Below are 14376 nucleotides of genomic sequence, written 5' to 3'. Positions count from 1 at the left end.
TTTAATGGAATAAGGAACGATTATTGTCTCCCTTCTGACAGCTTTCTATATAATGAAGCTCTAGACACATTTGTAATTTCACAAATTTGATTTACAGTCATATTTCCTTCTCTATAAAGCTTTACTGCATAATTCATTCCCGCATGATTTTTATGATACTTCTTTAACCGGCCTTTAAACTTGCCTTCTTTCTTAGCCAGCTCAATCCCTTCACGTTGACGCATACGGATTAAATCTCGTTCTAATTGGTTAACACCAGCCATTACTGTGATTAAGAATTGGCTGTATGGGTTAGCTTCTGACAAATCTAGCCATGTATCCTTGAGTGATTTTAAGCTTGCCTTTTTACTCCGTATTAAATCAATCAATTCAAATAAATCCTGCGTACTACGAGTAATACGAGTTAGGTCTGTAACATAAATAATGTCACCTTCCTGTAAATCCTCTAACATTTTTTGAAGTTGTTCACGATCTTTTGTGGCTCCTGAAATTTTTTCTTCATAAATAATATCCATTCCAATTTCGTTCAATTGCCGAAATTGCCTTGAAGGATTTTGGCTAGTCGAACTGACGCGTACATAACCGATTTTCTGCAAAATTTCACCTCGTTTTTGAGACAAGTCTTATGAGACACTCTTAACTATGATTTTATCAGTCTACTATACTTGTATCAATAGAGTACACTCTATTGATATATAATTAAACTAATTAACTGAAAAATTACAGAAATGGGATGAGACTACATGAATATTGCGAGAGGTAGAGAATTACTTACACCAGATCAGAGACTTGCTTTAATGCAAATCCCTGAAGATGAATGGGTATTGGGAACCTACTACACTTTTTCCAAACGAGATTTAGAAATTATAAATAAGCGAAGGAGAGAAGAAAATCGTTTAGGCTTCGCAGTTCAATTGGCCGTTCTTCGGTATCCCGGATGGCCATACACTCATATCAAAAGCATCCCAGATTCCGTCATACATTATATATCGAAACAAATCGGTGCCATACCATCCACGATTAGTCTTTATCCTCAAAGAGAAAATACACTTTGGGATCATTTGAAAGAAATTCGAAGTGAATACGACTTTGTAACCTTTACCCTAAAAGAATATCGAATGACATTTAAGCATCTTCATCAAGTAGCTTTGGAAAATGGTGATGCCATACATTTACTACATGAATGCATAGATTTTCTAAGAAAAAATAAAATCATATTACCTGCTTTCACCACACTTGAGAGAATGGTGTGGGAGGCAAGGGCAAGGGCTGAAAAGAAGCTATTTAATATGGTTAATCAATCTCTAACAAAAAAGCAAAAAGAAAAGCTGGAAGAGGTCATTACTTCGCAGCATCCATCCGAATCCAATAAAACGATATTGGGTTGGTTAAAGGAACCACCAGGTCATCCTTCACCCGAAACATTTCTAAAAGTAATAGAACGACTCGAATACATACGAGGAATGGAGTTAGAAACGGTACAAATTAGTCATTTGCATCGCAATCGCCTGTTACAGCTATCTCGCTTAGGTTCAAGATATGAGCCTTATGCATTTCGTGACTTTCAAGAAAATAAACGATATTCGATATTAACCGTCTATTTATTACATCTTACTCAGGAGTTAACGGATAAGGCATTTGAAATTCATGACAGACAAATACTAAGTCTGTTATCAAAAGGCCGTAAGGCACAAGAAGAAATTCAGAAACAAAACGGTAAAAAGCTAAATGAGAAGGTTATACACTTTACGAACATCGGACAGGCTTTAATCAAAGCAAAAAAGGATAAATTAGATGTTTTTGAGGTTTTGGAATCTGTTATTAAATGGAATTCTTTTGTTTCTTCTGTAGAAGAAGCTCAGGAGCTTGCACGTCCTGCTGACTATGATTATTTAGACTTACTGCAAAAACGCTTTTATTCACTTAGAAAATATACTCCAACGCTATTAAGAGTATTAGACTTTCATTCTACAAAGGCAAATGAGCCACTTTTACAAGCTGTAGAGATTATCCGAGGAATGAACGAATCTGGAAAGCGAAAAGTACCTGATGACTCACCAGTGGATTTTATTTCAAAACGCTGGAAAAGGCATTTATACGAGGACGATGGTACAACAATTAACCGTCATTACTATGAAATGGCTGTTTTAACGGAACTGCGGGAGCATGTTCGGGCAGGAGATGTTTCCATTGTTGGTAGCAGGCAATATAGAGATTTTGAGGAATATTTGTTTTCAGAAGATACATGGAATGAAGCGAAGGAGAATACGAGATTATCAGTTAGTTTATCATTCGAAGATTATATGACGGAGAGAACCAAAAGTCTTAATGAAAGGCTAAAGTGGTTAGCTGCCAATTCTGTCAAGTTGGACGGAGTTTCTCTTGAAAAAGGAAAGATATCAATTGCACGCTTGGAAAAAGATGTTCCGGAAGAAGCAAAAAAATTTAGTGCGAGCCTGTATCAGATGCTCCCAAGAATAAAATTAACCGATTTACTCATGGATGTTGCTTATATAACAGGATTTCATGAACAATTCACTCATGCTTCCAATAGTCGAAAACCGGATAAAGAAGAAACGATTATTATTATGGCAGCCCTTTTAGGAATGGGAATGAATATTGGTTTGAGTAAGATGGCTGAAGCAACACCCGGACTTACATATAAGCAACTAGCCAATGTATCTCAATGGCGCATGTATGAAGATGCCATGAATAAAGCACAAGCAGTATTAGTAAATTTTCATCATAAATTACAATTGTCTTCCTATTGGGGCGACGGTACAACATCCTCATCGGATGGTATGAGAATGCAGCTAGGTGTTTCATCACTACATGCAGATGCAAATCCACATTATGGAACCGGAAAAGGAGCAACCATCTATCGTTTTACTAGTGATCAATTCTCTTCTTACTACACAAAGATTATTCATACTAATTCAAGGGATGCGATTCATGTTTTAGATGGTTTGTTGCACCATGAGACGGATTTAAACATAGAAGAGCATTATACAGACACAGCTGGTTATCAATACCTTTTTATAAAAAAATTAGAATTATAATGTGATCTTTCATTGTAGACATGTATTTAAAGAATGATTTAAAAATGACTAACGATTCAAAGTCGTTAGCCATCATCTTCTGCAATCGCGCCCGATTGCGGAAGACTCGATTTCGAGATAACTTATATATGTTCTTCGATTAAAACTCCGAGATTGTTTAAGGCGTGATCTGGAGATATCAAATAGTCTAGTCCCTTTAAAATCAATTTATTACTCTGATTAATACCACTCTCTCCTATGTTCACGAATGAATTCTATATCCTTTTCATAATGCTCAAGGTGTCCTTCGGCTATCATTTTTTGAAATGCAGTGTCTCCTTCGTTGGATTTTCTCTTTATGTATTTACATAACCCTTCTAACCGTAACAATACCATCTCTAAATAGTCTTCATCTATACCTTCAATATCGTAAGAGTTAAAGAACAACTTGATTCTTGTTTTGATCCTTTCTGCATCATATAAAGTATTATAATTGACTGTCTCACCTTTTTCATTATGATAAAGTCTGCTTAAAGGAACGCATATATAGAGGGTGTAAGCTATGTCCCAAAGTCTTGGGCCGGGAGCTGCAACATCAAAGTCAATAATGCCTACTGGCTGTTCATGATTAAAAATAATATTGTACACAGCAAAATCATTATGACAAAGGACCTCTCTATTTATAGGAGTATTGTCAATTGGAATCCATTCATCAAACAAAGGAAAGTCACTAACTGCGTCATGGTAAAGACGAAGCATATGTGCTATTTCTTTTAACACATCATTTGACCACATATATTTTTTCAAAGGGTAATTTCCAGCCTATCCTTCAATGAAGGATAATATCTCCCTGTATTTTTCATCAATACCCAAAAACTTCGGAGCATAATTAAAACCTTTGCTCTCTAAGTGCTGCAATAATTTATGTATTTTCAAACTATTAGGTTTTATTTCTCGTCGAACAGTATCTTCAAATCGATATACATTTGAGACATTCCCTCCAGCTAACTTTTCTTCTTCCTTAGAGTTTGACATTGTATTCATCTCCCTTACTAACAATTAAGGCACTCTATATTACCTCCTATCATTCGTTGTTAGAAGAAAAAACGATTGCCTATATTGAACAATCGCTCCATTTAAACGGAATAAAGAAAAAGGTGTAGATTTTACATGCTCTCCAGAGGGATATCTAAACCACAAAAAAACCGGGATGATATATCACCCCGGTTGGATTATAATAACTTTTCTTTATGGTTTTAGTGGTACATAAAACCTACCCCTCGTTTCCAAGATCCATCTTTACCTGTTAATATAAATCTGTAACTTGATAAAATCTGCACACCAAAAGTAGCCTCTGTAGTTGCTAGCTTAGGGTATGTCCTACTACCCATGAAGGCACCGTCGCTTACTCTATATAGGTTGAAAGTTACTGGCAAATTTATGGTTGTTTGTATTCTAACTTTTAAAGTGCTAGTCGTAGCGCTTATATGATTCCTACCAGGAAGAGAGGGACCGAGGAAATCAAATTCAAAACCAACATTTTGGATGGAGAAATCATCTTCCTTAACTGGAGAAGCATTGAAAACCTTATCTGGATTGTTTTTTTGATCGCGCTCAACTCTTTTGGAAAGTTGTTTAGATTCTTCTTCTGTTAAGTCGCCTTCTTTACTTAATAGTTCAATAAATCTCTCATCGCTTATAATAGGTTCTTCTACTGGAGAAGCGTACATTACTTTGTCTGGGTTAGCTTCCATATCCCTTTTGACTTGTTCAGCTAATCTTATTGCTTCTTCTCTATCAATGTCTTTGTCTGTTAAGATTTCACTAGCTTCCCCGCACAAACGTCACCATTTCCAATTGATGGTGAAGAAGTAGTAGATGTTGCCGTTACCATTGGTCCAAAGGCAAAAAAAACAATGAAAATAAAAATTCCACTTTTGATCAGTGGAATGGCATATGGGATTGCACTTAGTGAACAAGCAAGGCTTTCTTTGGCGGAAGCAGCAAAAAAGACAGGAACTGCGATTAATTCAGTTCAGGTTTTGAATTTGCTGAAATGGTGTTAAACAAAGCCCTTCGTAATTTCCGAAAAGAGATTTTGTTTTGCATAATTCTCCGCAAAACGTCCGAAAGAAATAATTTTGGTTTTATCCTCGGAAATTTCCAAGTTAAATTTCTTTAATCTGCATTTTAATGATTGGAATTGCCATAGTTTCCTGAATATAATAGATCCATAAATTTGTTATTTCTGCAGAAGTTAATCTTTTTTTAATCAAATCCAATCTTTCAAATCCTTTCGTTGTAAACTTTTGCTTTTAAAATTTTATTAATAATGTGCTACTAATGAAAGTTTTTTATTCCATTGTCAACTGAAACAAAATTATTAAGTCATTTTTAAAGCTTTGTAAATTATCCTGTTCGTTTTGTTGTTGACTTTAACAATTTAAACAATTTTTTATACACTCTCGTGAATTTTTTTCAGCTTCAAGGCTAAACTATGCAAGTAATTATAATTAGCTGATTTTAAGGTGGTTTTCCATGAATCAAAAGATGATTCAAGCTGTTCATATTTATATCTTATTTATTATGTCTACAGGATTCATGGTACATGTTCTAATTATCCCAGCTATATTATCAACCGCTAACAGGGATGCCTGGTTAAGTGTCATTTTCAGTACGATACCATTTATCCTCTGGATTCTGCTTGTTTTTCATATTTATAAAAAATTAAATACTCATGATGATATTCTCTCTTTACTTAAACGAAAATTATCTCAATCCGGGGTTTTTATAATATTTTCAATAGTATTCGGAGCCTATTTTCTAATTTCTGCCTTTATTACTCTTAAGTATACTTTTTTTTGGGCAAATGCTAATTATACTTTTGAGGTCCCTAATTTTGTCAGTGTATTGTTATTCGGACTCATTTGCTTGTATGCGTCTGTGAAAGGAATACGAACGATAAGTACGATTGCTTTTCTAGTGTTTCCATTAGTGTCATTTTTCGGATTTTTAGTAGGTTTCGGAAATTCGAAAAATAAGAATTATGAACTGTTATTTCCGATATTTGAGAATGGATACATAGATTTTCTTCATGGTTTAGTGTATAGCTGTGCTGGTTTGTTTGAAATGATCTTTCTTTTGTTTTTAACGTCTTTTATTAAAGACAGATTAAAGATTAAATGGCTTATATTGGTTGGGATCATCCTTGTGTTTTTAATCTTAGGTCCACTTGTGGGAGCCATTTCACAATTTGGTCCAGAAGAAGCAACAAAATTGAAGAATCCAGCTTATGAGCAGTGGAAGCTTTTAGAAATTAGCGAGCATATTACTCGACTTGATTTTCTTTCAATCTTTCAATGGCTCTCTGGAGCATTTGTTCGGATAAGCTTATCATTATTTATTGCAGACAAACTATTTTTATCAAACAAAAGGAAAAAATGGGGTCTTCCTATCCTTTATTTACTATTAATCATTGGTGCCTCCATTCCTTGGAATGCTACCTCATTTTTTTACTTTTTACAAAATTATTTTTTCCCTTTTAGCCTTATTTTTCAAATTTGCACGCTACTGATTTTTTTACTAATCATTCATTTAAAAGGAGATCAACATGAAGAAAGTTCAACCTAATAAAAAAGTCGTCAGCATAGAACAATTGAAAATTTGGTTTGAAGGTTCTTCTGATACCGTGATAAAAACGAGGGACTATCAAGATCATACTTTGGATTTTTTGTATTGTCCTCAATTAGTAGATATGAAATTTATAAATGAGGTTATTTTTCCAACTATTAATGAAGTTATAGAAAAGAACGGTCACTTAAATTTTGAATTATTAAATAATGTTCTGGAGGCCAATAAGCTTAAAGATATACATACCGTTAAAACAGAGACAGAGGAAAAACTATTTTCAGGTGAATTAATCATATTTAATCATCATTTAAACGATCTTTACTTTCTACCCGTATCAAATCTTCCAAAACGAGGTCCTGAAGAATCTAACATGGAATCCTCAATTAGAGGGCCAAGGGATGGATTAGTAGAAAATATATCGGATAATATGGCATTAATTCGTCAGAGATTAAAAACATCATCATTAAAAAGCATTGATTATACAATTGGTGAAAGAAGCAGAACGAAAATCTTATTACTTTATATAAATGATATTATGAATCCTTCTATTCTTGAAGATGTCAAAAAGCGATTAGATTCCATAAAGGTAGATAGTGTCGCTAGCAGTTACGAAATTGAGGAATTCCTATATGACAAAACCTTTTCACTATTCCCTTTGATGGAGAATTCAGGCAGACCAGACTTTGCTGTTCAATCCTTAACACAAGGAAGATTTGTGATCATAGTAGATGGAAATCCGACTTGCCTAATAGGACCCGCAAATTTAAATCAACTATTATATTCACCAGAAGACGCTCATGATAGTTTTTTTTACGTTAGTATGGTCCGTGTTCTGCGGTTTTTGGCTATATCTACGACGATTTTCTTACCTGGTTTTTATATTTCGTTAATAACCTTTCAACTTGATCAAATTCCTTATTCACTTATCGCAACAATATCTGCCTCTAGAATTGGCTTGCCTATATCTGCGCCTATGGAAGTTTTTATTATGCTTGTTTTATTTGAATTATTTAAAGAAGCCGGGGTACGCCTACCTAAGGCTGTTGGACAAACTGTTGCTGTTTTAGGCGGATTATTTATTGGTGATGCTGCGATTCGTGCAGGGTTAACATCTCCATCCTGTTTGGTCATTGTTGCTGTTACAGTGATATCAGGTTATATCCTAAGTAATCAAACCCTGGCAGGCAATCTCGTGATTCTGCGATTTCTAGTTTTAGCCTTTTCAGGTCTATTTGGATTATATGGCTTCTTTATTTCTTTTTTTCTCATTCTAACAAACGTGGTTTCATTAGAAAGCTTTGGTCAGCCGTATATGTCGTATTTATCCAAACCCCATGGAGCAGATATCATTAAAAATATGTTGAAGTTGCCTTATCGATTTATGAAGAAGCGAAATCAAGCATACCAACCTATTGATAGCGATAGTCAAAAGGAGTAATATATGAAAAAGATTTTATTGATCATCATGATAAGCAGTCAGATTTTTTTCCTGACTGGGTGCTGGGGTGCAAAAGAAATACAAAGTCAAACTTATATTACAGCTTTAGGACTAGATTACGCTGAAGGAGAATTTATCGCCTATATTCAAGCCTTGAATTTTGCCAATATCGCGAAGCAAGAAGGCGCTTCTTCTCTACAGCAAGCCTCCCCCATCTTAATTGGAGAAGCTAAAGGAAAAACAATACAGGCCGCTTTAAGCAAATTAGAACAAAAGTCGGCATTACCTCTCTATTACGGGCATGTTGAATCCATTCTTTTAAGTGAAAATCTTATAAAGGAGCAAATGAAGTCCGTCATCGAATTTATTGGACAAAATTCTTTACTTAGATACAATATATGGCTTTTTGGTACGGAACAGGATATTAAACAAATTTTAACAAGTGAGAGCTTTTTTAATTTCCCATCTTTATATACAATCATCCATAATCCCAAAACCCTAACTGAAAACAACTTTTTTATTCCCATTGAAAAGTATAATAAATTTATCTCGACCTATTCCCAGCCAGTTGGTACACAGATCATACCTTCATTAGAAATGAATAAAACTCATTACTCAGAGGATGAAGAAAAGAAAAATATTGCTGTTGTTACCGGAGGATTTGTCATTTCACAGAAACAATATAAAGGATGGGTAAATAAAAAAGACCTAGTTGGCTTAAAATGGTTTTCTAAAAAAGCTACTAATATCCCTCTCTCCCTCTTTGAAGAAAAAGTAAGTGTAATCATACAGAAACCTAAAAAAACAATTGAAGTAGTAAATGGTTATAAACCTTCCTATCACTTAATTGTAAAAGCCAATGCAGTATTGATTCAAAATGAGGAAGATATTAGTATAGATAAAATTAAAAAAGTATTAGAAAAGAAAATTAAAAGGGAAATATTAAAGACGATGGAGAAAAGTGAAGAAATAAATGCAGATTTGTTAAATATAAGTGAAAAAACATATCGATATCATCTGAAAAAGTGGGATGTAAGTGCAATTAATTCGATTGATAAAGAATCTATAGAACATATTGAAGTAAAGATACACATTGAACAAAATATAAACTATAAACATTAAAAGGACAATATTTGAAACATGGAAGATGCAATTGCTTTGCTCACTTAACAAAATTAATAGTCATACTTTTTATTTATTTCTAATACGACATTAATGGTCTTTATCCATTATTCGATCTTCAACAATCTGGCCAGATTGCGGAATACAACTTATCTTTTAAATGGCATTGTCATATTACACAAAAAAATCAATCAGGGAAGGGAAAATCGTAGGAACTTAAATTCCCTCATAAATCTTCCCAAATTGAATTTTCAATTGTTCTTTAATTTCTTTATTTTCATTTTCTAAATCCTTGACTCGCTTCCGTAAGGAAGCAATAATTACATCTTTTGATGCGTCACTCATATTCCTTTTAACTTGTTTTATTGAGGAGAGACCTTCTTGTTGTTTGCGAAGTGTTTCGATTCGATCTCGGAGCTCTGTATTTCTGTATAGAAATGCCTTTGAAACCCCTGATTCTGCAGATACAGAGTTAAAATTGATTTTTATTTGTTTTTTTATCATCTTTTTGATCGTTTCTTCAACTTTTTGAATGGTCTTTTCCGTTTTCAACTTCGCATGTTTTATAATACCTTCGGTATTTGGGCTTTCATTAGACATTTTGCATCACCTTTTCACGTTCATTTCCAACATACTCACGTCTAGTTTTATCCAAACCAAAGATACCACCAGTATGTAGTAAACCACTTGCTAATTCTTTATATCTCTTTAATTTGGGTTCGATTAACTCAATAGAACGTAACCTTCCGGATTTTTTGTATACTTCAATATCAGCTTCCATTTTAGATATTTGATCTTGATAATAGCCGAGAAAAGTCTTGTCAACGTGAAAACTTCTGCAGTTATTTTTAATACACGGTGGTTCCAATGTCTGTTCAAGAAAATCACAATGAAGTTTTGGGCTTTTTACACAAAACCCATGATCTAAACGAATGGAGTCCATGTTGTGCCGTATCCACTCCAGTTCAACTCCATTTTCTTCAGCCTGTTGAGCTAAATCAGCGACAATAACTTCTCCATGAGTATCTAGTCTTACTGCACCATTATCTCGAGCCTTTTCCCATTCATCACGTAGTGTTTTATCATGAATTTGGGCATAGACTAATGTCATTTCAGGACTGGCATGTGCCATCAGTTTTTGAACATGAAGGATATTCATTCCGTTATTAATCAAATTAACACCGTAACGGTGTCGAAATGCATGATTTTTAAACCAATAAATTTCTCCATCCTTGTCCTTAATATTACATCTATTAGCTAGTTTATTAAGGTTCAGCTTAATGGAATCCTGTGATATGGGATTACCCATCCTTTTCCCTTTTAGTATTGGAAACAAATATTTCTTAGGGTTCGTGTCCGAAGTTGATCTCTTTTTTGTAAGTTCTTGCTGCGCTAAGACCACATTAGCAATTTCTTCTGAAATAGGAACTTTATGATTTTTATAACTTACTTTTCTTTGATCTCCGATAATCCACCAACCATCTTCTTGATTTACTAAGCAGTCAATTTTAAGTGATAAAACGTCACTTATTCGAAAACCTGTAGCTTCCATTAGAAGAATTATAGGTATATGATCTGAGGAAAGTTGGTTAATATGGTAAACTAACTGTTCCCATACTTCATCCGGAATATATTTAATTTCATCAGCTTTTGCTCTTTTCTTTTTAGGGATATCTTCAATTGACAATAGTGAAATTACTGACTTTGTCGGAGCTTCTTCCCATTCGAATTTCTGTATGTATGAGATAAACGTTTTAAGGTCTATTAAAAAACGATTTACATAATTGTGATCTGGATTAATTAAATATTTTCCCTTTTTAATAGTGGAATGTCGCAAGTATTCAATGTACTCCTCGATATCCATTCTGGATAGCTGGTTTAATTCTTTCCACTCAGGATGTTTATCCTTCAAAAAGGTGAAGAAAAACGAAAGTCTATTTAAATAACATACGGCTGTAGAAAAGCTAATGGATTGCTGAAAAACTAGGCGAGTCTTTATATATTTTTTAAATAATTGTCTATAAGGTTGCGGAACCTTCGAAAAGTCTAATGAATATCTACTGATTGTATTGTTATAATTAATCTTCAATTTTCGAACATCCCAACAATCCTTATCTGTTTCTTCACGTTCATCATAAAGGTGATAATAAAATTCATAAACTTGAAGAAATAGTCTAATATACAAGGATGGTTGAACTGTTGGTGATATCCATGGTGATGACTTTTTCCGGTGTATAATTTCAACTGATTTTCCATTCTCTACAAGAAATGTTCGATATTCTGTTAGAAACTTTTCTTTCGGTATATCAATAATAGAATCTAAATTAGCATAATATCGAGAGATGAATTCTGTAAAAACTTTAAGACATGGAGAATAATGCATAAAAGCATAGGTAATCGAAATCCTTGTCTCCTGTAACCCCTTATAAAAATAATATTTTAGTTCATTTTTTAATCCAAGATTTTGTACCTTATCAAAAATCAATTTTCTATTCCAATCATAGTGTTTATCCAAGAAGGGACATTCTTGTACATTCCACACATCATTTGCCCAATATCCAAGTAATGGTTCATTTATCTGTTCCAGATGGTGGGGAAGGGGTTTAATTTCCAATGCACTCTGTATCATTATTTATCTCTTCTTCCCATTTTTTTATTTGATTGAGCTTGTTCCCAGCTTCCACGTATGGTTTCATCGGATGCATGGATATAAGTCTGTATGGTTGTTTGAACGTGTGCATGCCCTAATAACCTCTGTATGATGGCAATATCTACTCCTGCTTCATGTAACTCTGTAGCATATGTATGCCGAAGCATATGAGGGGTAAAATCTATTCCTGTTTTTTTCTTCATCCGTTTAATTAAAGAACGTACAGAACCATCAGTCATTGGCTTACCACGATTTGGTCCAGTTAAGGTGATAAAAACATAATTGCTATCAATTTCGTAAGAATGAAAGTCTATTAGATAATCTTGAAAGAGATTCATAGTCTCAATAGATACATAAATTTTTCGTTTTTCCCCATCGGATGTTTTGGATTTCCTCACCGTAATAGCATTTTTACCTATATCAAAATCCTCTACCCACAGAGAAAGGGCCTCTCCAATACGTAATCCCCCTTCATATAATATACGGAATAATAATTCATCCCGTATATTGCTGCAAGCATCATGGATCACTTGGATTTGATTTTTACTCAAAGTTTTGATTAAACGCTTTGGTTCCTTAATCTTTAAAATGTTTTTATCGTATGAATTCCCTTTTGTAATGTGGTGGAGGAAAGGTTTAAAAGTCTTAAAACGCCCTGGGGCTTGTTTTTTTAACTGATCATTTACATTTCCTCCGTAATCCTCATTACGAGTCAAATAGTCATAGAACCCCATGACACATGTTATGACGGTATTGACCGTTTTTTCTGATCGTTTTGCTAAGGTTTCTTCAAAATAAATGACTTTTGTAGATTGATCAGGAATTCTCAGCCATCCGATGAACTGAGCCAAAATATCAAGGTTTACTTCTTGATATTCTAATCCACACTCCTCTAGGAATTGAAAGTAAAGCTTTAGATGGTAACAGTATGATTTTAGTGTGTTTTCAGCTTTTCCAACGTTATCTAAATACTTTATATACTTTGCAACCGGTATGACAGGATAGCCATCCTTGTCAATTAACAGATATCTTTTCTTCTCTTGAATAAGAACCTCTTGTACTTTCAACATTACCACCCCCTGGTTTCTTAGGATACTTTATATACATAAATTTCATAGTACAGATAATGATTCTATAAGGAAATAAAAAAGAAGTAGTTGTTATCGTAAGATACGTTAATAACTACTTCTAATGATAGTACAATTAAAGCCGGTTATACAGACCAAATATTCGGACTGACTCATTTATTAGGATTTAATTTTGCTCCAAGAATAAGAGATTTATCAGATTCGAAATTATTTACAATAGATAAAGCAAGTGAATATCCAAAATTAGAAGCCATTTTACGTGGACAAATAAATACAAAGGTCATTAAAGAAAATTATGAGGATGTTTTGCGATTAGCTCATTCTATAAGAGAAGGAACAGTTTCAGCATCCCTTATTATGGGGAAATTAGGTTCTTATTCAAGACAAAACAGCCTAGCTACAGCCTTACGTGAGATGGGCCGAATAGAAAAAACTATCTTTATTCTTAATTATATTTCAGATGAATCTTTAAGAAGAAAAATACAAAGAGGATTGAATAAAGGAGAATCTATGAATGGACTGGCACGAGCTATTTTCTTCGGAAAGCAAGGAGAGCTTAGGGAACGAACCATACAGCATCAATTGCAAAGAGCCAGTGCCTTAAACATAATCATCAATGCCATCAGTATCTGGAATACTTTACATCTAACAAAAGCAGTTGAATATCAAAAACGGTCAGATAGTTTAAATGAAGAATTATTGCACCATATGTCACCTCTAGGTTGGGAACATATTAATTTATTAGGAGAATACCATTTTAATTCCGATAAAATAGTTTCGTTAGATTCTTTAAGACCATTGAAACTTTCTTAACGTTGTTAAAAATAGAGAATTCGTCAGGAAAATAGGCTTATCGTTGTAAATCCGCATTTTCCTGACGCTACCCCCATTATGGATGAATAAAAACGGGGGTTCCAATCGGCACTATACTAGCTAACTCTTCAACATCGTTATTATGCATCCGGATACATCCGCGAGATACAGCTTTTCCTATAGAGGAAGGGTCATTTGTTCCATGAATACCGTAATGCTTTTTAGAAAGTGACATCCACATCGTTCCGAAAGGACCGCCAGGATTTGGCGCTTTGTTTATGATGACAAAATTACCTACAGGCGTTTCAGATAATATTTTACCTACTGCAATCGGATATGTTTGGATATTGTTTCCATTCTCATTTAACGTTAATCTTCGTTCACTTAGTGAAACAACTATTTTATATGGAAGAAGATCAGGGTCAGGCAGTCCGGGAATGACAATTTGCTGTCCTTCAATAATTACATTAGGATCGATATTTTCATTTGCTTGTAAAAGTTCTTGGTAAGGTACTCTATAATCTTCTGAGATTGAAAATAACGTCTCACCTCTTTGTACAGTATGAAAATACATTGCGTCCTCCTTAAACATATTTT

The 14376-nt window shown here is 34.0% G+C and carries 9 protein-coding genes and 4 pseudogenes; 6 read left to right on the top strand and 7 right to left on the bottom strand.

Translation table 11 applies throughout. The annotated features are described in order from the left end of the window. Positions 1-20: 20 nt before the first annotated feature. Positions 21-596, bottom strand: a complete 576-nt coding sequence (locus tag CD001_RS17000) for a recombinase family protein (RefSeq protein WP_096190655.1) — start codon at positions 594-596, stop codon at positions 21-23. 147 nt (positions 597-743) lie between these two features. Between CD001_RS17000 and CD001_RS16995 the strand changes: the two are divergent. Next, a pseudogene (locus CD001_RS16995) lies at positions 744-3026 on the top strand (Tn3 family transposase); the annotation flags it as partial. 252 nt (positions 3027-3278) lie between these two features. On the opposite strand, the pseudogene CD001_RS16990 reads toward CD001_RS16995, so the two are convergent. Both CD001_RS16990 and CD001_RS16985 read right to left on the bottom strand, forming a co-directional pair. Further along, positions 3279-4073: pseudogene (locus tag CD001_RS16990) on the bottom strand (phosphotransferase). A gap of 221 nt (positions 4074-4294) precedes the next feature. After that, positions 4295-4879, bottom strand: coding sequence for a hypothetical protein (locus CD001_RS16985; protein ID WP_022629633.1), 585 nt, complete (start codon positions 4877-4879; stop codon positions 4295-4297). Between CD001_RS16985 and CD001_RS16980 the strand changes: the two are divergent. The 4 genes and pseudogenes from CD001_RS16980 to CD001_RS16960 form a co-directional block, all read left to right on the top strand. Then, a pseudogene (locus CD001_RS16980) lies at positions 4862-5071 on the top strand (glutamate synthase-related protein); the annotation flags it as partial. The gene CD001_RS16985 and the pseudogene CD001_RS16980 sit on opposite strands and share 18 nt — an antisense overlap. Positions 5072-5576: 505 nt before the next feature. Further along, the gene (locus tag CD001_RS16970; RefSeq protein WP_022629635.1) at positions 5577-6668 is read left to right on the top strand and encodes an endospore germination permease; all 1092 of its coding nucleotides are present in this window, start codon (positions 5577-5579) and stop codon (positions 6666-6668) included. Then, a complete protein-coding gene (locus tag CD001_RS16965) occupies positions 6649-8106 on the top strand; it encodes a spore germination protein (protein WP_022629636.1) in 1458 nt (485 codons plus the stop codon). Before CD001_RS16970 ends, CD001_RS16965 begins: the two co-directional genes overlap by 20 nt. A gap of 3 nt (positions 8107-8109) precedes the next feature. Beyond that, complete coding sequence (locus CD001_RS16960; protein ID WP_034633240.1) at positions 8110-9228, top strand: Ger(x)C family spore germination protein; 1119 nt, start codon at positions 8110-8112, stop codon at positions 9226-9228. Positions 9229-9444: 216 nt separating this feature from the next. Here the strand turns inward: CD001_RS16960 and CD001_RS16955 are convergent, their stop codons facing one another. From CD001_RS16955 to CD001_RS16945, 3 genes are read right to left on the bottom strand one after another with little or no spacing between them, the layout of a single operon-like run. Next, positions 9445-9828 (bottom strand): DUF6262 family protein, encoded by a 384-nt coding sequence (locus CD001_RS16955; protein WP_022629638.1) that lies wholly within the window; start codon positions 9826-9828, stop codon positions 9445-9447. Next, entirely contained in the window at positions 9821-11857 is a 2037-nt protein-coding gene (locus CD001_RS16950) for a tyrosine-type recombinase/integrase (RefSeq protein WP_022629639.1), read from the bottom strand. Before CD001_RS16950 ends, CD001_RS16955 begins: the two co-directional genes overlap by 8 nt. Further along, positions 11857-12948 carry a tyrosine-type recombinase/integrase gene (locus tag CD001_RS16945; RefSeq protein WP_022629640.1) on the bottom strand — a complete coding sequence of 364 codons (1092 nt, stop codon included), beginning with the start codon at positions 12946-12948 and terminating at the stop codon, positions 11857-11859. Before CD001_RS16945 ends, CD001_RS16950 begins: the two co-directional genes overlap by 1 nt. Positions 12949-13077: 129 nt before the next feature. Between CD001_RS16945 and CD001_RS16940 the strand changes: the two are divergent. Then, positions 13078-13779 (top strand): annotated as a pseudogene (locus tag CD001_RS16940) (Tn3 family transposase); the annotation flags it as partial. A 76-nt stretch (positions 13780-13855) separates the two neighbouring features. On the opposite strand, the gene CD001_RS16935 reads toward CD001_RS16940, so the two are convergent. After that, positions 13856-14353, bottom strand: a complete 498-nt coding sequence (locus tag CD001_RS16935; RefSeq protein ID WP_096188818.1) for a L,D-transpeptidase family protein — start codon at positions 14351-14353, stop codon at positions 13856-13858. Positions 14354-14376 lie beyond the last annotated feature (23 nt).

This window comes from Evansella halocellulosilytica (assembly GCF_002335745.1).
Lineage (GTDB): Bacteria > Bacillota > Bacilli > Bacillales > Salisediminibacteriaceae > Bacillus_CA > Bacillus_CA halocellulosilytica.
This window is presented reverse-complemented; position numbering and strand designations above follow the sequence as displayed.

Bases quoted from the DNA above. Each gene is read 5' to 3' on its own strand.
- CD001_RS16970 (WP_022629635.1), top strand. From the start codon at position 5,577: ATGAATCAAAAGATGATTCAAGCTGTTCATATTTATATCTTATTTATT.
- CD001_RS16965 (WP_022629636.1), top strand. From the start codon at position 6,649: ATGAAGAAAGTTCAACCTAATAAAAAAGTCGTCAGCATAGAACAATTG.
- CD001_RS16960 (WP_034633240.1), top strand. From the start codon at position 8,110: ATGAAAAAGATTTTATTGATCATCATGATAAGCAGTCAGATTTTTTTC.
- CD001_RS16955 (WP_022629638.1), bottom strand. From the start codon at position 9,828: ATGTCTAATGAAAGCCCAAATACCGAAGGTATTATAAAACATGCGAAG.
- CD001_RS16950 (WP_022629639.1), bottom strand. From the start codon at position 11,857: ATGATACAGAGTGCATTGGAAATTAAACCCCTTCCCCACCATCTGGAA.
- CD001_RS16945 (WP_022629640.1), bottom strand. From the start codon at position 12,948: ATGTTGAAAGTACAAGAGGTTCTTATTCAAGAGAAGAAAAGATATCTG.
- CD001_RS16935 (WP_096188818.1), bottom strand. From the start codon at position 14,353: ATGTATTTTCATACTGTACAAAGAGGTGAGACGTTATTTTCAATCTCA.